The sequence below is a fragment of the Streptococcus suis YS161 genome (assembly GCF_002760245.1).
GTDB lineage: Bacteria > Bacillota > Bacilli > Lactobacillales > Streptococcaceae > Streptococcus > Streptococcus suis_I.
The window spans coordinates 36,046-60,311 of record NZ_ASCA01000087.1 but is presented as its reverse complement, the minus strand read 5'-3'; the positions used below and the strand labels follow the sequence as shown (position 1 = coordinate 60,311).

The window sequence follows — 24,266 nt, the reverse complement described above, 5'->3', positions numbered from 1 at the left end:
TCATCTAACTACAGATAATACTCCCTATACCACTGGGCAAACTTTCGTAAACCAGACCGCAATGATGTTGTTGGTTTGAATCCAAAGTCTTTTTCTAATGCACTCGTATCAGCATAGGTAACTGGGACATCGCCAGGCTGCATGGGAACAAGTTTCTTATGCGCTTCAAAATCATAGTCACAAGATAAAACACCAGCTGCTACTAGCTCTTCCTGTAAAATTGTCACAAAATCCAAAAGGTTCTCAGGGTGACTATTTCCAATATTGTATAGGGCATAGGGTGGAATCGGCAAACCATCTTCACCGATTTCTAACTTTGGAGCTTTCTCCATGACCAGACAAATCCCTTGTACAATATCATCAATATAAGTAAAATCACGCTTGCAGTGACCATAGTTAAAAATTTCTATTGTCTCCCCCTTTAGTAATTTATTGGTAAAGCCAAAGTAAGCCATATCTGGACGACCAGCAGGACCGTAAACTGTAAAGAAACGCAAACCAGTCGTTGGAATTTGATAGAGTTTACTGTAGGCATGAGCAAATAATTCATTGGACTTTTTAGTCGCAGCATAGAGCGAGACTGGATGGTCTACCTGATCATCTACCGAAAATGGCACTTTCTCATTTCCACCATAAACAGACGATGACGAGGCATACACTAAATGCTCAACAGGATACTGGCGACAAGCCTCTAAGATGTTTTGAAAACCAATCACATTACTCTCAATATAGACATCTGGGTTCGTAATCGAATAGCGAACACCTGCTTGTGCTGCAAGGTTCACCACAATATCAGGTCTAAAGTCAGCAAAGACTTGAGTAACCAAGTCTTTATCAGCAATATTTCCTTTGATAAAGCGATAACTGGCTTTAGAGTTTGCAGCCTCTTTTTCCAATTCAGCCAATCGCCATTCTTTCAAAGACACCTCATAATAATCGTTTAAAGAATCCAGACCAATAATCTGCATCACTTGATTAGACTTTAACAACTCCTGAACCAAATGGCTACCGATAAACCCAGCAGAACCAGTGATAAGGATGGTTTTGTTTGTAAAATAATTCATTTCTATTACTGCCTATTTCTATAAATTAACGTTTTAATTTTCATTGTTTACGAATGAATTTATTTAAAAGTTGAACAAATAAACCTCTATTTAAGTAAAGTATTACTACAAAACATGCCAGTTGCATTAAATATGTAGAAACGATTGTTAAATTCAGAGATAAAATCACCAATTGTAAAATGATAAGTAAGACTGACCCATGAATTTGTAGCCAATCTATCCTCATGTTTATGAATTTTCTAGTATCAAAGTAACGGAGAATAAAAACAATATAAAAGCTTATCATTGCTGATAATCCAGCACCAATCAGACCAAATACCTTAATCAAAATCAGATTCAACAATAAACTAACTATCCCACCATATACAGACGTTTTGAATACCCCGCCTGTTTTTTTAGCAACTATATAATTCGTTCCAATAAAAGCTGAAAAATTTGAAAATACTGTACCTAATGCTAATAAAGGAACAACTGTCCATGCCGAAAAATAAGACGGCGCAAACAATATACCAAAAACAAACTTGATAACGATAGTTAGCATAGATGTAATTACAAAAAGTAGCGAAGCAAATGCACCAAATACCGTTGTGTAGTAAGTATTACTCTCTTCTGCACCTTTTTCTTCAATGGCTGAAATCTGCCATGCCTGCATGAAAATCTGATTTAATATTCCTAGTAGTGCTGGTAACTTACTAGCAACTGCAAATAGACCTGTCAAATAAGTCCCCGAGAAAAATAAGATGAAATAACGACTCGAGGCATTGACAATCCACCACATAACTGAGTTGGGAATTAGTGGAACTGAATAGGATAATAGACTTTTAATCTCTTTTCTATTAATGAACTTAAGGGAAATATCTTTATAAGCCTTTGACCCCAAAAATAACACAACATCTGAGAATAAATATGCTAGAATTTGTGCCCAAAAGAATCCAGTCAGACCTTGATGAAAAACTACGATAAATAGAATACTAAATGAAGCAAGAAAAGCTGTCAGCAGTATTCCATTCAGCGAAAATAATCTAACATATCCCTTAGCACGAGCATATTGTCCAAAAAGATTTTGAAAAAAAGTAAAGAGTAAAATAAGATAGAAATGCAACACATACGGTTTAAAGTCTGTTAATAGCACTAATGGCAATAATACCAGAGAAAAGATAAAACCAATCAGACCAATAATGAGAGAGTTTGATAAAATTCGTTTATTATCATACCCACTGTCTAGAACAAACCGTAACACAGCATCATAAACACTAAAGAAAAAAATGGGAACTAGTAAACTAACCGTTGTTAGCAACAAATCTGAAATTCCATATTGTTCAGTTGTTAGATAGTAAGTATAAAAAGGGACTAAAATAAAACTAACAACCTTACTCCCTAAATTTCCCAAAGCAAAAACGATTGAATTATTTATTAACTTTTTATATGCGCTCATACTATTTTCCCAAATAGAACTGTGCTTTCCATTTATTGATGGCATCAAAGTTAATTGTCAATTGTGTCTTTTCATTATCGTTTAACCAGTTTGGTAGCGATTCAATAGTATTACGGCTCACTACCCGAATATTAAAGTCTTTTTTCTTTTCTTCCGCTCGATTGTCAATGCCAATAATCGTCGCTTTTCGTTTGAATTGCATTGCACGTATACCACCATGTAGCCTTGTACCGACAAACTCTACATCTAAGTCACTTTTTAATAGTGCATCATAATCTTCTAATATTGGTGGTAAAATTTTAATACCATCTGAATTAAGCTGATTGAAATAGCACATATCTCCTGACCCTTGTGGCCAAAAATAAACTGTTTCATACTCAGATTTTAAAATATCAATCATTTTTTGATCTTTTATGATATCTTTAGAATAGTCTGTAAGTGTAAATACTACATTTTTTGCTTTCCGTGCTGGGATTTCTGAACAATGTTCTGGTGTTAAACGCCACATCGTTGCACAACCTGTGTTAATCACATTGGTAATACCTGCTGCTTGTAACTTTTTGAGTGTGTAGCTATCACGAACTGAGTGCAATTTCGATGTTGATAAAATTCTCTTATAAGCATATTTCTGCAAAACAGATACATCCTTTTGATAAGTTGACCATCCCGTTCCCAATAAAGTTATATCTTTTAATTGAAAAATATCAAGAGGATATAAATCCCATGACTTACTTCTAATCAGATGAAAATGGGAAGTTAATAGATTTGTACCAGCCACAAAAGAGTGCTTTGATTCTTTTATTAGACGTCTTCCGTATCTTCCAACTGGGGTATGAGTGGGCACCTGAAAAAACATATCCTGTGGGAATAATTCTTTTAATTCCTTCCGAACTGCATCAACAATAATCTGGTCTCCCAGATTTGCAGTAGCTACTGATGTATCTAATACTGTTATCTTTTCCATTAAACTAGTCCTTCTTAATTCAATTGCTAATAATATAGCAAAAACAAATACTTATCCATATTATTTTACAAACTATCTAGCATATTTTCCACCGCTTTTATATTAGCAGATAGTTCAAATGACTTACCTCGAAGTTTTGCCATTTCACTATAGTGTGAAATTTTAGTTGGATTTTCTAATAGTTCTCTCAACCCCTCATACAAAGCGTCTTCTGAATTTTCAACAATCATTCCATATTCATTCTGTTCACCCAATAATTCAGCCATTCCTGAGCAATCTGTTGTCAGAACTGGTGTCCCAACAATCAGTGATTCCGTCACTGCGGTGCTATACCCTTCATGAAGCGAGGAGCAGACAAATAGATCTGCATTTTTGACATAAGCATACGGATTTTCTTTATATCCAAGCAAATGAACAATTGAATCAACTTCTTCTGCTTCTATCAACCGTTGTAACTCAGAATGTAGTTCGCCAGTCCCTAACAGAGACAATTCTATAGAATAGCCTTCTTTTGCCAATCGTGAGACAATACGAATTAGTCGTTCAAATCCCTTTTGTGGCACCAAACGTCCAACAGAAATAAGCTGTAAGTTCTGAGGATTGGATGACTTATCCGCGTCTACTTGCTCCAAAGATAGCCTTCTAATTTTATCAGTCTCAATCACATTGTATAGAACTTGAGGATGACGAACAAGCCTAGGGAAAAGTGACTCGTATGATGTCTTTACCGTCTCTGCAACAAAAATAGTTGCATCATACTTTTGTTGAAGTCTTCTGAACTCTCTTTCCGAACGGTAACATGATAATAGTTCTTGCTTATTATGAAATTCATTATGAATCCACTGAACAAACTTGGTGGATTGCTTATTTCCACCTGCGATAATGCGAGTTGTTGGACTTTGAAAGAAGGAAACAACAATATCATAATCGCCTTTCACCATTTTTTTATAAAGATATTCTGGTGAAGCCAATTGCAATAACAACCTATTTCCTCTAAATACTCTCGGAAACACAAACTTATAGTTGACTCTCTCATTCAGAAACTGTTTATTGACTCCAACATCAAACAACGTTAGCACTGTAATATCATATTTCTTGTTTAAATTATTGACCAGGTTAACCAAGACCTTTTCAGCTCCCCCACCGCTTAACGAAGGAACCATAAATAATATTTTCTTCATTTTCCTCCTCATTCCCATACAAATTTAAACTGATAGGGAAGTAAATTACCTTGTTTTAAAATATATACTGTCACAATAAAAATAAGAATGAACCAAGCATATCCTAAAAAATGAACAACTTTTTTACTAGTCGGTACAAAGTATTGCTCTATTTCTGGAAACAGCAATACCCTGCTAGGAAGTGAAAAGAAAAAGGCCAAACGTTTAATATAGGGGCTGAAGAAACCTGTCAAACCAATTAGTACAACCATCAGCATCGTTTGATAGAGTAAAAGAACATGCTCACTTTTACGACGTTTATACAAGACAGCAGATACATAAGCTAATTCAATAACGTATAAAATAAAGTCTCTATTCCCTCCACTCGTTTCTGGAGAAGCGTAATTTCCATAATCATCTGACGCTTCAATGAATGATATGACCTGTCCTCTAAAAAATACCATAACAGAGAAAGCTGTCGCCCAAAAGATGACAAGTGGAATATTAGACAAAACTTTTCTTTCTCGAAAATTCCACAAGGGGAGGATAGCTAGGGCGATGAGTGCTGTACTATGAAAGCCCATTGCAATTAATACCGTCAAAATATAACGTAGCAAGTGTCCTCGCTCGATAAACTTGAATCCCCAAAAGACAATGGATACTGCTAGCATTTGTCTTAAAATATTAAATGACGTTGTAAAAAAGAGTAGCAAAAAGATTGTCATTGCATAGTGCATTGGAATCTGTTTATAATCTTTTTTCAGCGTAGCATATACAGGAAGAAGAGTTAGCACACCAAAGATTCCTTGGGTTAAGAACATACCACCATAGCTATATGTTACTTTAGATAATATAGCAAACAATATTTCCTTACGCTCAGGTGAAAAAATTTCTGACCATGGCATTTCAGCATAGCTCTCAAAGATTTGTTGATAGGTAACAGAGTCAGTTCCCACCATGTAGCGTCCACCTGAAAAAATAAAAATAATGACAAAGGCAGAAACAGTACAAATGACTCTAAGTAGTTTGTCTCTAGTAGGTACGGCTAATAAAATTGTAACAATACCATACGTGATAAAGTAGGGAAGTAACTCTAGCATCTTATTTCCTATCTCTTCGTGTTTGATGGTAGAACATTCTGATACGGTTTGGTATAGCTGCACTCAATAGAGGTTTGAAAGCTATAGGATACTTATAAAATGGAATAGCAATCAAGCGGTAACCATTGAGCGTGGTAAAAAAATACATCCATGCATTTCGCCATGAAATCTTTTTAAAATCATCTAAACTTTGATGATACACCAACAAAGGAAGCTGTAAGTTATAACCTTTATACCCTTTCGCATAAAAACGAAACCATAAATCCAAGTCTTGTCCTCTTTGAGTTCGCCAAGAAACTGTATAACCTTTCAAGGCATCATAGGCACTTTTTCGCATCATTATTGTAGGGTGCATAAATGGCGCACCATATAAAAGATCTGTAGACTCTGGGATTTCCTTGACTGTTTTGATAGACTGCTCGCCAGATCCATCATCAACATATGAACAACTGCCAACTAGCTGGTACTCCGGATGGTGCTTCAAAAACTCTACCTGAGTACGCAAGCGGTGAGGTAAAGCAATATCATCACCATCCATCCGAGCTATGTATTCTCCACTACTATATTTTAAACAGTGATTTAAAGAATAAGCCAACTTCTCGTTTTTGGTGTTTTGAATGACTTTAATACGAGAATCTTTCTGAGCATATTTTTTAACAATAGAAAGTGTTTTATCCGTAGAACAGTCATCACAAATGATAAATTCCCAGTTGTGATAATCTTGATTTATGATAGAATCAATGCACGTTGAAATCGTCTCCTGAACATTATAAACACCCATGATAATACTGACTAAACTATCTTCCACACTCTTCCTCCCAGTAACATTAATTGTATGTAGCTGCTATATCTTTCTTTATGTTAGCTACAGCATAGTTCTGACTTTTCCGATAAGAATCAGCAGAATAGGACTGATACCATTCCTCATCATCTATCATTTGTTCCACCGCATCCGCAAATGCTTCTGCTGTTGCTTCTTTCAAAACAATGCCATTTTGCCCGGTTTCAACCAAATCACGATTGCCCCGACAATTTGAAACAACCAAGGGGAGACCCGTCGCCATTGCTTCGATTAAATTGACAGGTAGACCCTCACGCTTGGAACTAGATAAAGCAAGCTCTGAAATTTTCATTAAATCAGGAACATCACTTCTGTAACCTAATAGGTGAACAAAGTCTCCCAACTGTTTTTCATCAACTTGCTGTTGGTAAGTATCTGCAAGGACACCATGACCAACCAACAAGAGTACTAGGTCTTGTCGCTTTTTAGAGAGTTGCTCCATCATCTCTATTAAGACGGTTTGATTCTTATTAGCATTGAGTTCTCCAACAAAAATCAAGTATTTTTTATCGACATCAAATCCTAGTCTTTTTTTGAGTTCACTCTTTTCTTCCTCGTTCACAGGTTGGAACTTTTCTGTATCAATCCCTACCCCATTGACCAAGTAAAGGTGCTTCATCTGAAAATTCTTGTTTGCAATCGCATAATCTTCGTGATTAATCGTTATCAAGGTATCTGTATAGCGAGAGAGGATTTTTTCAACAGGATAATAGGTTAACCAATTAAATAATGGACCACCTTTTAAAAAGTGAAAACCATGAGCAGTATAAAATACTCTAACGTTTGTAAGATTACGACAAGCCAAACGTACAATAGCAGATGCAATCGGGGTATGGGTATGAATAATATCATATCCCCCATTTTTAACGATATCTCTTAACTGACCTATAAGCTGTTTATATGGATTGCGTAGGGGGCTACGGCTAAATGGTAACTCATAGGTTGTCCCTACCAAGTTCAATAAGTTGTCCTCAAAAGGTCTTTCTAGTTTACAAGCCACATCAACCGTGTGCCCATCTTCAACCAATTGTTCAATATGAGGTATCAAAAAAGCATTCAGTGTATTTGAAATGGTTGTTACGTATAAAATTTTCATTATTTTGTCTCGATGATATTCTTTAAGGTTTCCGATACTTTGGAAAATAATTTGTTTCTAAATCTTTCAATTCTTCTCCGCGAAGTTTGACAAGTTTCTCGTACATTTCCTTATCAAAGATACGTTGACCAATATAGAACTTTCTATCAAAGTTCTTATTAAATTTTCGCTTAAAGCGGAAAAGGTTATCCTCTCGTCCTCCCAGACCGCCTCCCAACATCATTTCAGTAAAACCATGCTCACTACCCCAATGTGCCATAAAATCAATTAGTAGATTTGTTGGATATAGCGAAGCATAGTCTGTTTTTGAAGCAGAAAGATGATAATGGATTTTGCTGTTGTATAAATAAAATATTGACATAGCAATGATTGAATCATCTTTCTTTACATAGGCAAAAAGGACATTTTGTTTTAAAGCGTCAAATAGATAGTCATAATATTCCTTTTCGAAATAGTAATACTCCGTTGCATCATCTCTATCCATTGTTTCCTTATAAATACCCATAAATGTATTTACTAAAGCTGGGTCATTACTTAAATAAACATCTAGTTTGTTTTTCTTCGCCTTATTGATATTTCTTCGATTGGAATTTTCGTAAGAGACTTGAATTGCTTCTTTAGATTCTAGTTTTATAGTAATATTGGGACCAATTTCAGTTATATTATATAGTGTCGCACTTTTTTTATAGTTTTCTAGTATTGGATGGAATCGAACAAATTCTGAGATGATACTGTTATTCCTACAGAACTCCAAATATTCTTGCTTCAATTTAAACATGCTATGCTCACTATTGTTTCCTTGTATCAGCATTCCACCATAACCATACGGAGTTGCAATATCAAAATATGTATTTTCAGGTAAGCCATTAAAAAGGCCCGAGTGGGCAATATCACGAAGCATGACAACATTTATTGCACGAATAAAATCATCATAATAATAAATAAGAATGGGTTCACCATCCCCGTGAATTTTATATAATTGAGCATGCTCAGCAGTGTAGTAAATATCTACATCATCAAATGTAGAAATAATTTGATTCCATAATTCACTCTCAGCTAAGGTTATTTTTTTTATCATCGTTCTCCATCTCCAACACCATGACTTTTCTGTATTCTGTAAAATCATGATGCTCATAAAATTGAACAGCTGTTTCATTACTAGTGGTTACTATAAGTTCAATATTCGAAATACCTCTCGCCTTTGCAACTTCCTTTAGGCGAAACAACAATTGACTTGCAATACCCCGACCACGTACAGAATGTTTTGTTGCAATAAAATTTATGAAAATTTTATCAACCCCAAAATCATTTTTATGATAATACCATAAAAAACCTAAAACTTCACTCTTCTCAATATAGGAGAGTACAAAACCTGAATTATTCGCCAATATCCTTGACATATCTGCATATTTTTCATTTACAACTGTGCACAAATACGAATCATCAATGACAAAGCTACTACTGTATACCTCTCTCAATAATTCCAATATATCATCCTTATATTGAGGAAGATTATTATACGTTATTTCTGTAATCATTTTTTTCTTTCAATATCTAAATCTTTTATTGTACCAGTATCCACTACCACTACATCTTCACGTTTTACAACTTTAAGAACTGTTTTTAATACAATTTGAATATCAGTCCACATCGTAATGTTTAGGGAGTATCGGACATCTAATTCTAACCTTGTATCCCAATCCAAGCAATTTCTACCATTTATTTGAGACAACCCAGTTAGACCTGGTCTAACTGAATGACGAAATTTCTCACGTTCAGAATAGTACGGTAAGTATTTGATTAGAAGTGGCCGTGGTCCAACAATACTCATATCCCCTTTTAAAATATTCCATAATTCTGGCAATTCATCCAAGCTGGTAGAACGTAAAAACTTTCCAAAGGGGGTTAGACGTACACTATCTGGCAGTAACTGACCATTTGCATCTTGTTCATCCGTCATCGTTCTAAACTTGTACATTTTAAAAATCTTCTCGTCTTTTCCTGGTCGTTCTTGCGTGAAAAAGATCGGTGTTCCAAGTTTCAAACGCACTAGAATAGCTACTATTAAGATAACTGGTGATAATACGATTAGCGCTAAGAATGATAGCACAACATCAAGTGTACGTTTTAAATATCTTTCATAAATCCCTTGTTTTCTTGTCATTACTCCTTCTTTCCTACTCAAAACATGCTCTAATTACTTCGATAATGCGATTTTGCTCTTCCACTGTCATTTTATTATCACTCGGTAGGCACAACCCTCTTTCAAAGATATCTGTCCCTACTTCAGCGGTTTCTTCTACAATGTAGGCATTTGTTTGTGCACGACCATCTCCCCTTGCAGTAATAAAAGGATTTAACCTAAAAATGGGCTGCAAATGCATGGGCTTCCAGATAGGACGACCTTCAGCATTGATTGAGTTCAGGGCATCTAAAATTTCTGACGGGCAAGTCTTTCCTTTTTCCTTCGTATAAAGCACATCATTATCCGAACGAACTTGCTTGGTCATTGCTTCTGGATTGATAGTCAGACAGGACAACCAGTAGTTTGGTGAACTATTTTCCTCATCAAAAGGATTCATCTGAATAGGCAAATCTTTCAGACCTTCCTGATAGCGTTCATAGATAGCTTTTTTCTGTGCAATGTGCTGCTCAAGATAAGGCATCTGTCCACGCACCACTCCAGCTATCACATTACTCATACGATAGTTATAGCCGATTTCCTCATGTTGATACCAAGCAGCTTGCTCACGTGCCTGTGTTGACCATTTCCTCGTCTTATTGGCTGCATGTAAGTCAGAAGTTAGTAATGCACCGCCACTTGAACCGGTAATAATCTTATTTCCATTAAAGGAGATGATGGAATAGCGACCAAATGTCCCAGTCTGTTTTTCTTTATAGGTTGCCCCTAATGACTCTGCTGCATCTTCGATCAAAACCGCACCATGCTTTTCACAGATTTCTTGGATTTCGTCAAGTTTTGCTGGAACGCCATACAGATGAACCAGTACCACTACCTTCACATCTGGATACAACTCAAAAGCTTTTTCCAATGCTTTAGGATCCATGTTCCAAGTATCTGCTTCTGAGTCAATAAAGATTGGAATCCCACCCTCATATGTCACAGGATTGACTGTCGCTGAAAAAGTCATGTCGGAACAAAAAACATAATCACCTGTCTTCACTCCTGCCAATTTGATAGCCAGATGCAAAGCAGCTGTACCAGATGATAAGGCCACCGCATGTTCGCTCTTTGTATAATCTTGGATCAATTCTTCTAGAGCATTGATATTAGAACCTGCTGTTGTCATCCAATTGCTATCATATGCTTCTTGCATATAGGTCATTTCATCTCCATGCATTGTGGGAGATGAGAGCCAAACTTTATTTTCAAAAGGGAAAAAGCTCCTTGAACGTTCAAACGCCATATCTTACTCCTAACTATTTCATTCTAAGACAGGGAGAATACACTGATACATCCTGTACCATTACTTTTTCTAGTCTTCCTAGAATGTAATACTCTTCGAAAATCAAAATCAGACGTTGTTGACTTGATTTGATGAACTTCAGTTCTATCTGCATCTGCGTCGCCTAGTCGGATTTTGATTTTCATTGAGTATAAAGATATTTTTTACACTCTAGGAGGCTGGGCAAAAAGCCCAGCTCCACTACTCAGAGTTCGTGTCAACATCTCAGCGCAGTGGTTGATTGGCTTTAACAGTCCAGTGGACTGTTAAAGGTTGGAGATAAGATTTGCAAAGCAAATCTCAGCAATTCGTGTTTCACACTCCAAATCTGACCTTAACTACTGTTGCGAACAGAGTTCGCCTTATTTCCAACCTCAAACTGTCTCCCAGACAGTTTGAGCTGTGTGGGGGTGGGAGTAAAATAGTCCAGTGGACTATTTTAGCCCGAACCTACTGTTTGGAAGTGAGGGGAACTCTTTTTTTGACCAGTCGAGTTCTTTCCCGCTCCCTCTATTCCTGTTTTGCAAAGTCAATTAAAGCTTTTTTCAAGGTTTCAGTAGATTTTGCGGCTAAACTTTGGATGAATTGTTCGACCGTTTCCTTGTCATAATTTTGCACTCGACCAACAAAAATTTTGTCATAGATTTGTTCGCTGACTCGTTCATCCGTAGAGAGCAATTCTTCGTACAATTTTTCACCTGGTCTAATACCCGATTCGACAATACCAATTTCTTCCTCAGTATGTCCACTGAGTTTGATGACTTTACGTGCCAAGTCCAAAATCTTAACGGGCTCTCCCATATCCAAAACAAATACCTCTCCACCCTTCGCTAGATAACCCGACTGTATCACTAATCGACTAGCTTCAGGAATCGTCATGAAGTAACGAGTCATACGGAAGTCGGTCACTGTAACAGGACCTCCATTCTTTATCTGTTCTTTAAAGAGTGGAACAACACTTCCTCGACTGCCTAGTACATTACCAAAGCGTACAGCAACAAATTGCGTACTATCTTTTTCATTTAAGTTTGTGACAATCATTTCTGCAACACGTTTTGTTGCTCCCATGACGTTTGGTGGATTGACAGCTTTATCTGTCGAAACCATGACAAACTTCTCAACCTGATTCGCCTTTGCGGCTTCGGCGATATTTTTTGTACCGAAAATATTATTTTTTACTGCTTCATGTGGATTGTATTCCATCAAGGGAACATGTTTATGTGCTGCTGCATGATAAACGATATTGGGACGATAGTCTGCAAGAATCTGAAATAAGCGCTCTCTGTCTTGGATGTCGGCAATGATTGGAACAATATCAATCACACCCTTATAGCTAGCCTGCAATTCTCTATGAATGAGGTAAATAGAATTTTCACCATGCCCCAACAACAGTAATCGCTTGGGTGAAAAACGCGCAACCTGCCGACAAATCTCCGAACCGATTGATCCACCGGCACCAGTAACCAGAACTGTTTTTTGTGCAAAATACTCACTCAAACGTTCTTGTTGCAAGACTACCTCAGGTCTTCCTAGCAAATCAGCAATATCAATTTCCCTCAGTGCACTGACAGATAACTTCCCAGATAGAACATCCTCAATATTCGGCATATTGAATACTGGAACATGTGCTTGCTGACAAATCTCAACAATGCGCTCACGTTCTTTACCTGATAACGAGGGAATCGCAATGACAACTTGTTTTACATCTTGTTGAAGGATAATATCTGGAATATCTCGGATCGTTCCCAAAACACCCACACCGCCAATATGAGTTCCCCTCTTCTTTACATCATCATCAACAATACCGACAATACGATAAGGAAGTTTTTCTTCGCCGATTATTTTTATAAACAAATGTGCCCCTTCACCTGCACCAACTACTAATGTAGAGAGAGACTGATTTGATGCCCCTACTTTTCGATTATAGATCTGATAATAGCTTCTCCAAGTCAAACGTGGAAAAGTTAATAATACGATTGAAAAAACGAGGGAGATAAGAGAAAAACGAAAACTTACAAAATGTAAGACAAGCGCAGAAAACAGAAATCCGACGACATAAGCAAGTACTAAACTAAAAGTCAGTCTCAACAATGTATCTTGATCAGTAAAGCGTGTTACTCTTGAAAAAAGCCTCTGTTTTCTAGAAAAAAACACATAGACCGCACCAACAAGGACGTAGGTAAGCCCAAAAGTGGACCAAGTCATTGAAAAAAGAATGTCTAGGAATTGCATACTTGCATACATCGATACAGCCAGCATTATCAAATCCACGGCAATCAATATAAGGATTTTTAAACTTCTAGACATTCTTCTCTCCTAAATCTTCACTCTTTTTTGTAATAATAGTATTTATCATCCTGGTCCATTGGCACATCGTTTAACACACAACCTAAAATCCGCGCCTCGACATTTTCCAAAGCTGTCCTACTCCTTCTCACCTCATCTTTTTGCACATAGCCAGAGCGTACGACAAGGATAACTCCATCAACACGGCTCGCTATAATTTGAGGGTCTGTAACGCTATTAATCGGCGGAACATCATAAATGATATAATCAAAATGCTTTTCCAGTTCCCCCATAATTTTCTTCATATTCTGAGAGGCGAGCAACTCTGATGGATTTGGTGGCAACTCGCCCGCTGGCATAACAAAGAGCGAGATATCTTCCTTGAAATAAATAACATCTTTGGCTGGAAGATTGGGGTTTAAGATTAAATCTGATATCCCAGGAAATCTTGACACCCTAAGTGTCTTATGAACAGTTGGTCTTCTTAAATCAGTGTCAACAAGCAAAACATTCTTTCCTGTCGCCGTTAAACTTACCGCCAAATTTGCCGCTACTGTTGACTTTCCCTCTCCAGGAATAGACGATGTCACCGCAATCGACTTCAATGAATCATTAACTTGTATGAACTCTAAATTAGTGCGCAACATTCGAATTCGTTCAGAATTTAGTGCTTCTGGTTCTACATATGTATAAAGTGGTGCTCCTTTTTTTTGTTCAACAGCCAAACTCTGTCTATTTCTACGTTTCTTTTTAAACAACATTAGATTGCCTCCTTTCCAACTTATCTATCTACGTCTTGAACTCTGTTCTTCTAAGCGACTATTTTGCTGTTCTTTTGGGGACATGGTATACAGTTCCCCCAAAACAACTAGGTTCATACTTTCTAAAAATTCTGCATTAGTTACTGTATTATCTGCCAACATCATATAAAGTGCTTGTACAATGGCTGAAACTCCGCCAATCACAGCACCAATTAAGGCGTATTTTTTTAAATTTGGTTCCGTTTTCCCCGCACTATAAGACGCTTTTGATAGAACAACCACCTTAGATACATTGTCCCCATAAATCGTCTGTAAGACCTGTGTAAACTTCTCTGTTATAATCGTTAGTATTCGTTGTGCCTCATCAGGGCTATCCCATTTTAATGATAGCGTAAAGGTTTGAGATTTCTCATCAGAATGGTTGAATGTTAAATTGCTTTTCAAACGACCTACTGTAACCTGTCCTCCAACTTCCTTGACCACTTCATCTAACACCGGTTCACTCATCAAAATTTCTTTGTAAGTCGGTATCATCTCTAGGTTGGTTCTTGTTTCATTTTGGTAACTTTGTTGCTCAATGGTCTCATTACGCGTGACCAATAACTGAGTTGTAGAACTATATTTTGGAGCAACCATAAACATAGCATATCCAAACATGATAATAGCACCAATTAGTCCTAGAATAATTATTTTAAAAAGATTTGTCCGCAAAAATCGAACAACATTCATCAAATCTATTTGCTCATTTTTAATTTCTTCCATAACGAGAATATCATTCCTTTTTCTACTTAATCTTTAAATCCTTGAGGATACTTTTGTTGCCATCTCCAAGAATCTCGACACATGTCTTTAATATCAAACTGAGCTTTCCATCCCAATTCTTGTTCAGCTTTACTTGCATCCGCAAAACATGTTGCAATATCACCAGGACGCCTGTCCATGATTTTATAAGGGAGCGACTGACCAACAACTTCAGACGTCATCTGGATTAGTTCTAAAACAGAGTAACCCTGACCTGTTCCCAAATTATAAACTTCTAAACTTTGTTGATTTTCTAAATGTTCTAAAGCCGCTAAATGCCCTGTAGCCAAGTCCATCACATGAATATAGTCCCTCACTCCCGTACCATCCTTGGTCGGATAGTCTTGACCAAAAACCCGAATATAGGGAAGCTGACCAATAGCGACCTGTGTGATATAGGGAAGCAAGTTATTAGGGATGTCTTGTGGACTTTCTCCCAGTAATCCCGACTGATGAGCACCTATAGGATTAAAATACCTTAATAGGGTTATCTTCCAAGTCTGATCTGAGTGGTATAAATCACGCAAAATATTCTCAAGCATCAATTTTGTTCTACCGTATGGATTGGTTACAGAAAGTTTTGCATCTTCTGGAATTGGATTTATCTCGGGATCTCCATACACTGTGGCTGAAGAACTAAATATTATCTTTTTACAATTGTACTGTCGCATCACCTCGAGTAATGTCAATGTTCCTGCCACATTATTGTGATAATATTCCAAAGGTATTTCAACTGATTCCCCAACAGCTTTTAGCCCTGCAAAATGTATAACAGCTTCTATCTGTTCCTGTTTGAAAATATTCTCCAACAATTCCTTATCACGAATATCACCTTGGTAAAATGTTAAAGATTTTCCTGTAACTGTTTCGATAGCCTCTAAACTTTTCTTGCTAGAGTTAATCAAGTTGTCAATCACAACAACATCATAGCCTGCTTATAGCCTGCTTCAAGTAACACTATGCAAGTATGAGAACCAATATAACCACAACCACCTGTAATTAATATTTTCTTCATTTTTTCCTTCTATTTTCAGACACTAATACTTCTATTGTACCCCCCCCCCGTCATTTTGTCAAATTTTCAACCCACGCCGCAGGACAAACGCATGAAGAAAATGCATGTAACCATACTGTTAGAAGACTAAATTCAGAAATACGAAAAGTATTAAAATTCGCTAAACGAGACAAACTTTCCATTACCGATTTTACTGACGGAGTTATCCTCGCAGGACAAGCTAGTCGGAAAGTCAAAACTGAAAAAGCTATCACAAGTACTGTTGATTACTATAAGCTTCTATCAACTTGAAAATATAGCATAAACAAGGAATACAATATTCTTGACTACTTGCTCTATCTTCAATTAAAAACAGGTCTACGCTTTGGTGAAGTCTTAGGTTTATACTCATTCAATTTCAAAATCTGAACAAACCCATTTTCTATGGACAATACTTTTTAGATTCTCACTATTTAACCCTCAAATGATTTCTTGGAGCTTATCAATGACTGATTCCAATGTTTGAAAGGCTCTGTTCTTAAAGCCACGTTTCCGGATTTCTGCCCAAACTTGTTCAATGGGATTCATCTCTGGGGTATATGGTGGTATGAATGTAAATTCAATATTATCAGGAATTTCAAGTGTCTGAGATTTATGCCAATTTGCATTGTTCATGACTAAAATGATGTAGTCATTGGGATAAGCTTCTGAGAATTGTCGTAAAAATTCATTCATCCAAGCGGTATTACAACTACCAGCTATGATGAAGAATGATTCACCTGTATGGGCATCTACCGCACCATAGCAGTAACGAAATTCGCGGATGTGATGACTTGAGATATTCGGACGGTGGTTTTTAGGGCTCCAACATGCCCCTAGTTTACTAATCCGACCAAACCCTGCCTCATCTTGATACAAAAAGTCTGCTGGGAGCAGACTTTTTCCTGAGCTCGGAAATTGGAAAGCGAAGACAGGTTTGCTTATAGGAATTTTGTTCAAGAAACCGCTCGCCTGACTTTTCCTTGTACAAAGATTTTATTTTTAGACGCTAGAATTGTTTCGGCGTCTGCTTTCTTTGGATGTTCTGGACGGTGGCTAACTTTTGTTGCTTACTGCGTAAGCTTTATTTCCCGTCTCAAAGAATCTTTTGATTCTTTGACCCATCCATGACGTTTCAATAGTTGGTAGAAGCCATCTTTAGTTGTCGTGCGACCAATTTTATCTTGATAAGCTCTATAGAGGGATTCAACAGTTACAAATTCTCCATTTACAGCAGAAGTTAACTGCTCACTCAAGAAAGCTTGTTCTTCTTCAACTGTCATATAAGAGTGGCGACGACCTCCTCTAGCATCTGAAGTAAGACCTGTTAAACCATGTTCTTGATATTTCTTAGTCAGTCTCCAAATTGTATCGTGTGAGACATCCAGCATGTCCATAATCGCTTTGTAGGGAGTATGGATAGCCCTGAGATATACTGCCTGAATACGTTTGTGATAAGGTGCTAAGTTTTTATCTTTTAGAGCTGTTTTGAGCTCTTTAATCATTTCGTTAGTAAATTCCATGTTTCTATTATACTTCAGATTTTGTTTTTAGTTAAGTATAAACTGGAAGCGACCAATAAACTCATCAAGGACATCAAGAGACAGGCTTTCGGCTTTAGGAACTGTAAGAACTTTAAAACAAAGATTTACATCGCTTTGAATATTGAAAAAGAGAGAACGAAGTTCGTCCTCTCTAGGTGTTAGCTTTTCGTCTACCCACTACAGTTGACAAAGAGCCGCTTTGGCAATTAATTAAGCATTGCCACCATTTTTCTTAATGATTTCATCTTGTACAGATTTTGGTACATCCTCGTAGTGGTCAAATACCATCATGAAGGTACCGCGACCTTGTGTTGCTGAACGAAGAACAGTTGCGTAACCGAACATTTCAGCAAGAGGCACATAAGCACGAACGATTTGTGTGTTACCACGAGCTTCCATACCATCAACGCGACCACGACGTGCAGTAACGTGACCCATAACGTCACCAAGGTTATCTTCTGGTGCAGTAATTGTTACAAGCATCATTGGCTCAAGGATAGTTGGTTGAGCTGATTTAGCTGCTTCTTTAAGGGCAAGAGATGCTGCCACTTTGAAGGCTGTTTCAGATGAGTCGACATCGTGGTATGAACCATCGTAAAGCTTAGCTTTAACGTCGACGATTGGGTAACCAGCAAGAACACCGTTAGCCATAGATTCTACAAGACCTTTTTCAACCGCTGGGATGAATTCACGTGGAACCACACCACCGACGATAGCGTTCTCGAACTCGAATCCTTTACCTTCTTCGTTTGGTGTGAATTCGATCCAAACGTCACCGAATTGACCTTTACCACCAGACTGGCGTTTGAAGAAACCACGAGCTTGTGTAGAAGCACGGAATGTTTCACGGTATGATACTTGAGGAGCACCTACGTTTGCTTCAACCTTGAATTCACGACGCATACGGTCAACAAGGACATCCAAGTGCAACTCACCCATACCAGAGATAACTGTTTCACCAGTTTCAACGTTTGTTTCAACGCGGAATGTTGGATCTTCTTCAGCCAATTTAGAAAGGGCAATACCCATCTTGTCTTGGTCAGCTTTAGACTTAGGCTCAACCATCAATTGGATAACTGGTTCTGGAACGTGGATTGACTCAAGGATTACTTTTGCTTTTTCATCTGTCAATGAGTCACCAGTTGTAGTATCTTTCAAACCAACCGCAGCGGCGATGTCACCTGCGTAAACAGTTTCAATTTCTTGACGGCTGTTTGCGTGCATTTGAAGGATACGTCCGATACGCTCACGTTTACCTTTAGAAGTGTTCATTACGTATGAACCGCTGTTAAGAACACCTGAGTAAACACGGAAGAATGTCAAACGACCTACGAATGGGTCAGTCATGATCTTGAAGGCAAGAGCTGCAAATGGCTCTTCATCAGAAGCATGACGCTCTTCTTCAGCATCTGTATCTGGGTTGATACCTTTGATAGCAGGGATATCAACTGGACTTGGAAGGTAGTCGATAACCGCATCAAGCATCAATTGAACACCTTTGTTCTTGAAAGCAGAACCACATAATACTGGGAAGAATTCAACGTTGATAGTTGCTTTACGGATAGCAGCTTTCAATTCTTCGTTTGTGATTTCTTCACCTTCAAGGTATTTCATCATCAATTCTTCATCAGTTTCAGCAACTGCTTCAACCAATTTTTCACGGTATTCTTGAGCTTGGTCAAGGTATTCAGCTGGAATATCTTCTTCAAGAATATCTGTACCAAGGTCGTTAGTATAGATTTCAGCTTTCATCTTGATCAAGTCGATGATACCACGGAACTCATCTTCAGAACCGATTGGCAATTGGATTGGGTGAGCATTTGCTTGAAGACGCTCATGAAGTGTGCTTACTGAGTAAAGGAAGTCAGCACCGATTTTATCCATTTTGTTAGCAAATACGATACGTGGAACACCGTATTCAGTTGCTTGACGCCATACTGTTTCAGTTTGTGGCTCAACACCTGATTGTGAATCAAGAACGGTTACCGCACCATCAAGAACGCGAAGTGAACGTTGTACTTCGATTGTGAAGTCCACGTGTCCTGGTGTGTCGATGATGTTTACACGGTGATTGTTCCATTGAGCTGTTGTCGCAGCAGATGTGATAGTGATACCACGCTCTTGCTCTTGCTCCATCCAGTCCATTTGTGATGCACCTTCGTGAGTTTCACCGATTTTGTGGATTTTACCAGTGTAGTAAAGAATACGCTCAGTTGTCGTTGTTTTACCCGCGTCAACGTGCGCCATGATACCGATATTACGAGTTTTTTCTAATGAAAATTCGCGTGCCATGAGGTTTGTTCTCCTATTTTTTTAGTTTTATACTTTATTATACCATATTTTAAGAAAAGCGAGTGGGCAAATCCCACCCGCTTGATTTCTTACTAATGGTGTGAAATGGATGAGGTCATCCTCAATCCGGTTTGTGATGGTTGAACGAAGTTCCTTCATCTTAATTAAGTTCAGTTAACTTCCATATATCCAATGTAGAAACTGAACTCGAACGGCCTGCTGTCAACGAAAAAAGAGACGCAATTGTTTTGGCTTTTGCCAATTACAAGTGTGGCTACCTTTAGGTATAAATCTCATTGAATGCAAAAGCATTCTGCTTCGATTTCCTATTTTTCGTCGGCAGGCACGTTCTCTGTATCTTAATCTTACCAGCGGAAGTGTGCGAATGCGCGGTTTGCTTCTGCCATTTTGTGAGTATCTTCACGTTTCTTAACAGCTGCACCTGTGTTGTTTGCTGCATCCATGATTTCTTTCGCAAGGCGATCGATCATAGTGTGCTCACCACGGTTACGAGCGATTGTTACTAACCAACGAAGACCAAGTGTTGTACGACGCTCTGGACGAACTTCAACTGGGACTTGGTAGTTAGAACCACCGACACGACGTGCACGTACTTCAAGTACAGGCATGATGTTTTCCATTGCTGTTTCAAATACTTCAAGTGCATCGTTACCAGTTGCTTCTTTGATTTGATCAAAGGCACCGTAAACGATTGATGCAGCAGTACCACGTTTACCGTCCAACATAACACGGTTGATCAAACGAGTTACCAATTTTGAGTTATACAATGGATCTGGCAATACTTCGCGCTTAGGCGCTTGATTCTTACGACTCATTTATATTTCTCCCTTCTTACCCTTTTGGACGTTTAGTACCGTATTTAGAACGGCCTTGCTTACGATCATTAACACCTGCTGTATCAAGTGCACCACGAACGATATGGTAACGTACCCCTGGAAGGTCCTTTACACGTCCACCACGAAGAAGAACAACGCTGTGCTCTTGCAAGTTGTGACCGATACCTGGGATGTAAGCAGTAACTTCGATAAGGTTGCTCAAACGTACACGAGCAAATTTACGAAGGGCTGAGTTAGGTTTTTTAGGTGTCATTGTTCCGACACGAGTTGCAACACCGCGTTTTTGTGGTGATGAAACGTTTGTTTGAACTTTTTTACGGCTGTTGTAACCAACGTTCAAAGCTGGTGATTTAGATTTTTCTACTTTAGACTTACGTGGTTTACGTACCAACTGGTTAATTGTAGGCATCTACATTCTCCTGTATATATTTTTTATTTTTGGTGATAAGGCATTGGTGACAACCCCTATCTGTGTGTACTTTTGCAACATTTGTCAGCACGTCCCTGTACACTCTTGAGAGACCAAAAGTAAAAAGTACCGTCTAATATAGTACCACATCCCAAAACCATTGTCAAATAGATATGTTTGAAATTTTCAAGAAAAAACACAGCCAAGTAGCTGTGTCATTTTGCTATTTCTTAGTAGCCCATACCCATTCCGTCCATACCTTGTGGCATAGCTGGAGCAGCTGGTTCTGGCTTGTTGGCAACAACTGCTTCTGTCGTCAAAATCAAGCTGGCTACAGAAGCTGCGTTTTGAAGGGCCGAACGAGTCACCTTAACAGGGTCAATAATACCTGCATCCATCATATTCACCCATTCACCTGTCGCAGCATTAAAACCAATCCCAAGTTCCGAATTCTTCAATTTATCAATGATAACTGAACCTTCATAACCTGCGTTATAGGCAATCTGACGAACTGGTTCTTCCAAGGCACGAAGGACAATATTGCGTCCTGTTTCATCGTCGCCTTTCAACTCCAATTTCGCTACGCTATCGATAACATTTACAAGGGCTGTACCACCACCAGCAACGATTCCTTCTTCAACTGCGGCACGTGTTGCGTTGAGGGCATCTTCGATACGGAGTTTCATTTCTTTCAACTCAGTCTCAGTAGCGGCACCAACTTTGATGACTGCAACACCGCCTGACAATTTAGCCAAACGCTCTTGCAATTTTTCACGGTCAAATTCTGAAGTTGTTCCCTCAATTTGTGACTTGATAACAGCAACACGGTTGGCAATAGCTTCTGGATTTCCAGCACCTTCAACAATGGTTGTGCCATCTTTGTCGACCACAACTTTTGCAGCCTGACCAAGTGCTTCAATGGTTGCATCTTTCAAGTCCAAACCAAGGTCTTCTGTAATCACTGTACCGCCTGTCAAGATAGCAATGTCTTCCAACATAGCTTTACGACGGTCCCCAAAGCCTGGAGCTTTAACAGCAACAACGTTGAATGTACCACGAATCTTGTTGAGAACAAGGGTAGGAAGTGCTTCACCATCCACATCATCAGCAATTATCAAGAGCGGACGACTAGTCTGGAGAATACTTTCCAAGAGCGGCAAAATATCCTGGATATGAGAAATTTTCTTATCTGTAATCAAGATAAATGGATTTTCAAGTTCTGCCACCATTTTCTCGTTATCTGTTACCATGTATTGTGAGAGATAACCACGGTCGAATTGCATACCTTCTACCACATCCAGCTCAGTTTCCATACCGCGAGATTCTTCAATGGTAATAACGCCATCTGTACCCACGCGCTCCATTGCTTCTGAAATGTACTCACCAACTTTTTCAGAACGTGAAGACACGGCTGCTACCTGAGCAATTTCAGCTTTATTGGATACAGGACTTGCTTGTGCTTTCAAGGCCTCAACCGCTGTTGCAACTGCTGCTTCAATCCCACGACGGATACCGATTGGATTGGCACCTGCAGTTACGTTTTTCAAGCCTTCACGAACAATAGCCTGAGTCAATACAGTTGCAGTTGTTGTACCGTCACCAGCGATGTCATTGGTTTTTGACGCCACTTCGGATACCAACTTAGCACCCATATTTTCAAAATGGTCTTCCAATTCAATTTCTTTAGCAATAGTCACACCGTCGTTTGTAATGAGTGGTGAACCATAAGCTTTTTCCAAAACAACATTGCGACCTTTTGGTCCCAAGGTTACTTTGACAGTATCCGCCAAAATATCTACACCACGAACCATGCTTTCACGCGCATCTGCTGCAAATTTAATTTCTTTTGCCATTTTCCTACCTCTTATTCTACAATTGCCAAAATGTCTGCTTCACGGATGATGTGAACGTTCTGATCACCGTCTTTGACTTCTACACCAGCATGAGCATCAATCAAAACAGTATCTCCAACTGCCACCGCTGGGGCAACCAAGTCTCCGTTCAAGGTACGAATCCCTTGCCCAATCGCTAGGACACTTGCTTCTTTTGTCTTTTCTTGGCTTGCACCTGCAAGGACAAAGCCACCAACTGTTTGTTCTTTTTCTTCAATTTTTACGACGATACGATCGCCCAATGGTTTCAACATCTTATTACCTCCTGGTATTTTTAGCACTCTTCACCTCCGAGTGCTAATTCACATTTCCTATTGTATCACTTGGTCAAAAATAGTCAAGGAAATTCTATTCCTTTTTCGTAAAAATCCTTCTTAAGTATGAGACAGAATTTACCTATTCATTATTGGTAAACTATGCTATACTATTATTAAAAAGTTAAGGGGGATTTATGAAATTTTTTAGAGAACTAAAAACAGATTACCTAGAAAGCCGATTTTCAGCCCACGAAAGTTTTGCTGAATGGTTTTTAAAACGTAAATTAGGCTTTTGGGGGAAAATGATATTCGCCTATCTACTCTGGCTAGTCTGGATATTTTTCTTTAGCCACCCTCATTACATCATCTTTTTCTTCTACGGAGTTCTCCTACTTTCTCTAATTATCATGCTGATAGAATGGTGGAAATAGAGAAATAAGTAGCAAAAAACACCAACTTTCGTCGGTGTTTTTAAGGAGATATGAAAAATATTTAGGATTGACTATAGTATAGCCTACTTTTTCTCGTTCTCCATCAGTCTTAGGACCGATATTGCTTTAAAACGGTAATTCCTCCTCTTCCAAGACCAAGTCAGCTAGGTCATCACCAGTATTGTTTTCACGCATGGCACGTTGAGCCCGACTTTCGAGCAGCTGGAAGGTATTGCCCAAGATTTCCGTCACATAGTGGTTGCTGCCGTCTTTTTCGTATTTACGGGTTCGCAACTCACCGTCAATAGAAATCAGACTACCCTTGCTGCCATAGGAAACAAGCGTTTCCGCCAGTTTGCCCCAGAAAATAACATTGAGAAAATCTGCTTCACGTTCGCCATTTTCTGTCTTAAATCGGCGATTGACTGCGACGGTTACACGAGTCAGATTTTTTCCGTTTGGTGTTTGTGTGAGTTCAGGTTGGGCCGTCAAGCGACCGATTAAAATAACTTTATTATACATTTTATATCCTCCTACTTATTTATTCGTAGAAGGATTAGAAAAGGAGCGAAAATC

General features: G+C 38.4%; 21 protein-coding genes and 3 pseudogenes. 2 read left to right on the top strand and 22 right to left on the bottom strand.

The features are described 5' to 3' along the window. Window positions 1-8: 8 nt before the first annotated feature. From SST111_RS11125 to SST111_RS12500, 16 genes and pseudogenes are all read right to left on the bottom strand, one after another. Window positions 9-1,064, bottom strand: a complete 1,056-nt coding sequence (locus SST111_RS11125) for an NAD-dependent epimerase/dehydratase family protein (RefSeq protein WP_099811413.1) — start codon at window positions 1,062-1,064, stop codon at window positions 9-11. A gap of 40 nt (window positions 1,065-1,104) precedes the next feature. After that, window positions 1,105-2,499 (bottom strand): lipopolysaccharide biosynthesis protein, encoded by a 1,395-nt coding sequence (locus tag SST111_RS11120; protein ID WP_180274066.1) that lies wholly within the window; start codon window positions 2,497-2,499, stop codon window positions 1,105-1,107. Between the two features lies 1 nt (window position 2,500). Then, window positions 2,501-3,463, bottom strand: coding sequence for a polysaccharide pyruvyl transferase family protein (locus tag SST111_RS11115; protein ID WP_099811408.1), 963 nt, complete (start codon window positions 3,461-3,463; stop codon window positions 2,501-2,503). A 65-nt stretch (window positions 3,464-3,528) separates the two neighbouring features. Further along, window positions 3,529-4,644 (bottom strand): glycosyltransferase, encoded by a 1,116-nt coding sequence (locus SST111_RS11110; protein WP_180274065.1) that lies wholly within the window; start codon window positions 4,642-4,644, stop codon window positions 3,529-3,531. An 8-nt stretch (window positions 4,645-4,652) separates the two neighbouring features. Next, a complete protein-coding gene (locus SST111_RS11105; protein ID WP_099811403.1) occupies window positions 4,653-5,723 on the bottom strand; it encodes an EpsG family protein in 1,071 nt (356 codons plus the stop codon). Between the two features lies 1 nt (window position 5,724). Next, window positions 5,725-6,531 (bottom strand): glycosyltransferase family 2 protein, encoded by an 807-nt coding sequence (locus tag SST111_RS11100; RefSeq protein ID WP_099811401.1) that lies wholly within the window; start codon window positions 6,529-6,531, stop codon window positions 5,725-5,727. A 19-nt stretch (window positions 6,532-6,550) separates the two neighbouring features. Beyond that, entirely contained in the window at window positions 6,551-7,660 is a 1,110-nt protein-coding gene (locus tag SST111_RS11095) for a glycosyltransferase family 4 protein (RefSeq protein WP_099811399.1), read from the bottom strand. 22 nt (window positions 7,661-7,682) lie between these two features. Next, window positions 7,683-8,738 (bottom strand): GNAT family N-acetyltransferase, encoded by a 1,056-nt coding sequence (locus SST111_RS11090; RefSeq protein WP_029187897.1) that lies wholly within the window; start codon window positions 8,736-8,738, stop codon window positions 7,683-7,685. Further along, window positions 8,713-9,198, bottom strand: coding sequence for a GNAT family N-acetyltransferase (locus SST111_RS11085; RefSeq protein ID WP_099811397.1), 486 nt, complete (start codon window positions 9,196-9,198; stop codon window positions 8,713-8,715). The genes SST111_RS11090 and SST111_RS11085 overlap by 26 nt, the downstream gene beginning before the upstream one ends. Then, the gene (locus SST111_RS11080; protein WP_099811395.1) at window positions 9,195-9,824 is read right to left on the bottom strand and encodes a sugar transferase; all 630 of its coding nucleotides are present in this window, start codon (window positions 9,822-9,824) and stop codon (window positions 9,195-9,197) included. Before SST111_RS11080 ends, SST111_RS11085 begins: the two co-directional genes overlap by 4 nt. A gap of 13 nt (window positions 9,825-9,837) precedes the next feature. Next, the gene (locus SST111_RS11075) at window positions 9,838-11,088 is read right to left on the bottom strand and encodes a DegT/DnrJ/EryC1/StrS family aminotransferase (RefSeq protein WP_099811393.1); all 1,251 of its coding nucleotides are present in this window, start codon (window positions 11,086-11,088) and stop codon (window positions 9,838-9,840) included. A gap of 549 nt (window positions 11,089-11,637) precedes the next feature. Then, window positions 11,638-13,434, bottom strand: coding sequence for a nucleoside-diphosphate sugar epimerase/dehydratase (locus tag SST111_RS11060; protein ID WP_099811386.1), 1,797 nt, complete (start codon window positions 13,432-13,434; stop codon window positions 11,638-11,640). 17 nt (window positions 13,435-13,451) lie between these two features. Continuing rightward, window positions 13,452-14,174 carry a CpsD/CapB family tyrosine-protein kinase gene (locus tag SST111_RS11055; RefSeq protein ID WP_099811384.1) on the bottom strand — a complete coding sequence of 241 codons (723 nt, stop codon included), beginning with the start codon at window positions 14,172-14,174 and terminating at the stop codon, window positions 13,452-13,454. A gap of 24 nt (window positions 14,175-14,198) precedes the next feature. After that, window positions 14,199-14,936: a YveK family protein gene (locus SST111_RS11050; RefSeq protein ID WP_099811382.1), complete on the bottom strand. Its 738-nt coding sequence runs from the start codon at window positions 14,934-14,936 to the stop codon at window positions 14,199-14,201. Between the two features lie 26 nt (window positions 14,937-14,962). Next, window positions 14,963-15,990 (bottom strand): annotated as a pseudogene (gene galE, locus SST111_RS11045) (UDP-glucose 4-epimerase GalE). Window positions 15,991-16,377: 387 nt separating this feature from the next. Then, window positions 16,378-17,531 (bottom strand): annotated as a pseudogene (locus SST111_RS12500) (IS630 family transposase). Window positions 17,532-17,570: 39 nt separating this feature from the next. On the opposite strand from SST111_RS12500, the pseudogene SST111_RS11025 reads away from it, so the two are divergent. Then, window positions 17,571-17,714: pseudogene (locus SST111_RS11025) on the top strand (transposase); the annotation flags it as partial. Between the two features lie 48 nt (window positions 17,715-17,762). Here the strand turns inward: SST111_RS11025 and fusA are convergent. From fusA to groES, 5 genes are all read right to left on the bottom strand, one after another. Then, complete coding sequence (gene fusA, locus SST111_RS11020; protein ID WP_099811378.1) at window positions 17,763-19,844, bottom strand: elongation factor G; 2,082 nt, start codon at window positions 19,842-19,844, stop codon at window positions 17,763-17,765. Window positions 19,845-20,209: 365 nt separating this feature from the next. Next, complete coding sequence (rpsG, locus tag SST111_RS11015) at window positions 20,210-20,680, bottom strand: 30S ribosomal protein S7 (RefSeq protein WP_002940031.1); 471 nt, start codon at window positions 20,678-20,680, stop codon at window positions 20,210-20,212. A 16-nt stretch (window positions 20,681-20,696) separates the two neighbouring features. Next, entirely contained in the window at window positions 20,697-21,110 is a 414-nt protein-coding gene (gene rpsL / locus SST111_RS11010; RefSeq protein ID WP_002940030.1) for a 30S ribosomal protein S12, read from the bottom strand. Window positions 21,111-21,340: 230 nt separating this feature from the next. Then, window positions 21,341-22,963, bottom strand: coding sequence for a chaperonin GroEL (gene groL / locus SST111_RS11005; protein ID WP_099811375.1), 1,623 nt, complete (start codon window positions 22,961-22,963; stop codon window positions 21,341-21,343). An 11-nt stretch (window positions 22,964-22,974) separates the two neighbouring features. Continuing rightward, window positions 22,975-23,256, bottom strand: a complete 282-nt coding sequence (gene groES, locus SST111_RS11000; RefSeq protein WP_023369107.1) for a co-chaperone GroES — start codon at window positions 23,254-23,256, stop codon at window positions 22,975-22,977. A 197-nt stretch (window positions 23,257-23,453) separates the two neighbouring features. Here groES and SST111_RS12240 point away from each other — a divergent pair, with 197 nt between their 5' ends. After that, complete coding sequence (locus SST111_RS12240) at window positions 23,454-23,690, top strand: hypothetical protein (RefSeq protein ID WP_099811373.1); 237 nt, start codon at window positions 23,454-23,456, stop codon at window positions 23,688-23,690. A 126-nt stretch (window positions 23,691-23,816) separates the two neighbouring features. On the opposite strand, the gene SST111_RS10990 is transcribed toward SST111_RS12240, so the two are convergent. Further along, window positions 23,817-24,212: a single-stranded DNA-binding protein gene (locus SST111_RS10990; protein WP_099811371.1), complete on the bottom strand. Its 396-nt coding sequence runs from the start codon at window positions 24,210-24,212 to the stop codon at window positions 23,817-23,819. Window positions 24,213-24,266: the final 54 nt, after the last annotated feature.

Bases quoted from the DNA above. Each gene is read 5' to 3' on its own strand.
- SST111_RS11125 (WP_099811413.1), bottom strand. From the start codon at position 1,064: ATGAATTATTTTACAAACAAAACCATCCTTATCACTGGTTCTGCTGGG.
- SST111_RS11120 (WP_180274066.1), bottom strand. From the start codon at position 2,499: ATGAGCGCATATAAAAAGTTAATAAATAATTCAATCGTTTTTGCTTTG.
- SST111_RS11115 (WP_099811408.1), bottom strand. From the start codon at position 3,463: ATGGAAAAGATAACAGTATTAGATACATCAGTAGCTACTGCAAATCTG.
- SST111_RS11110 (WP_180274065.1), bottom strand. From the start codon at position 4,644: ATGAAGAAAATATTATTTATGGTTCCTTCGTTAAGCGGTGGGGGAGCT.
- SST111_RS11105 (WP_099811403.1), bottom strand. From the start codon at position 5,723: ATGCTAGAGTTACTTCCCTACTTTATCACGTATGGTATTGTTACAATT.
- SST111_RS11095 (WP_099811399.1), bottom strand. From the start codon at position 7,660: ATGAAAATTTTATACGTAACAACCATTTCAAATACACTGAATGCTTTT.
- SST111_RS11090 (WP_029187897.1), bottom strand. From the start codon at position 8,738: ATGATAAAAAAAATAACCTTAGCTGAGAGTGAATTATGGAATCAAATT.
- SST111_RS11085 (WP_099811397.1), bottom strand. From the start codon at position 9,198: ATGATTACAGAAATAACGTATAATAATCTTCCTCAATATAAGGATGAT.
- SST111_RS11080 (WP_099811395.1), bottom strand. From the start codon at position 9,824: ATGACAAGAAAACAAGGGATTTATGAAAGATATTTAAAACGTACACTT.
- SST111_RS11075 (WP_099811393.1), bottom strand. From the start codon at position 11,088: ATGGCGTTTGAACGTTCAAGGAGCTTTTTCCCTTTTGAAAATAAAGTT.
- SST111_RS11060 (WP_099811386.1), bottom strand. From the start codon at position 13,434: ATGTCTAGAAGTTTAAAAATCCTTATATTGATTGCCGTGGATTTGATA.
- SST111_RS11055 (WP_099811384.1), bottom strand. From the start codon at position 14,174: ATGTTGTTTAAAAAGAAACGTAGAAATAGACAGAGTTTGGCTGTTGAA.
- SST111_RS11050 (WP_099811382.1), bottom strand. From the start codon at position 14,936: ATGGAAGAAATTAAAAATGAGCAAATAGATTTGATGAATGTTGTTCGA.
- fusA (WP_099811378.1), bottom strand. From the start codon at position 19,844: ATGGCACGCGAATTTTCATTAGAAAAAACTCGTAATATCGGTATCATG.
- rpsG (WP_002940031.1), bottom strand. From the start codon at position 20,680: ATGAGTCGTAAGAATCAAGCGCCTAAGCGCGAAGTATTGCCAGATCCA.
- rpsL (WP_002940030.1), bottom strand. From the start codon at position 21,110: ATGCCTACAATTAACCAGTTGGTACGTAAACCACGTAAGTCTAAAGTA.
- groL (WP_099811375.1), bottom strand. From the start codon at position 22,963: ATGGCAAAAGAAATTAAATTTGCAGCAGATGCGCGTGAAAGCATGGTT.
- groES (WP_023369107.1), bottom strand. From the start codon at position 23,256: ATGTTGAAACCATTGGGCGATCGTATCGTCGTAAAAATTGAAGAAAAA.
- SST111_RS12240 (WP_099811373.1), top strand. From the start codon at position 23,454: ATGAAATTTTTTAGAGAACTAAAAACAGATTACCTAGAAAGCCGATTT.
- SST111_RS10990 (WP_099811371.1), bottom strand. From the start codon at position 24,212: ATGTATAATAAAGTTATTTTAATCGGTCGCTTGACGGCCCAACCTGAA.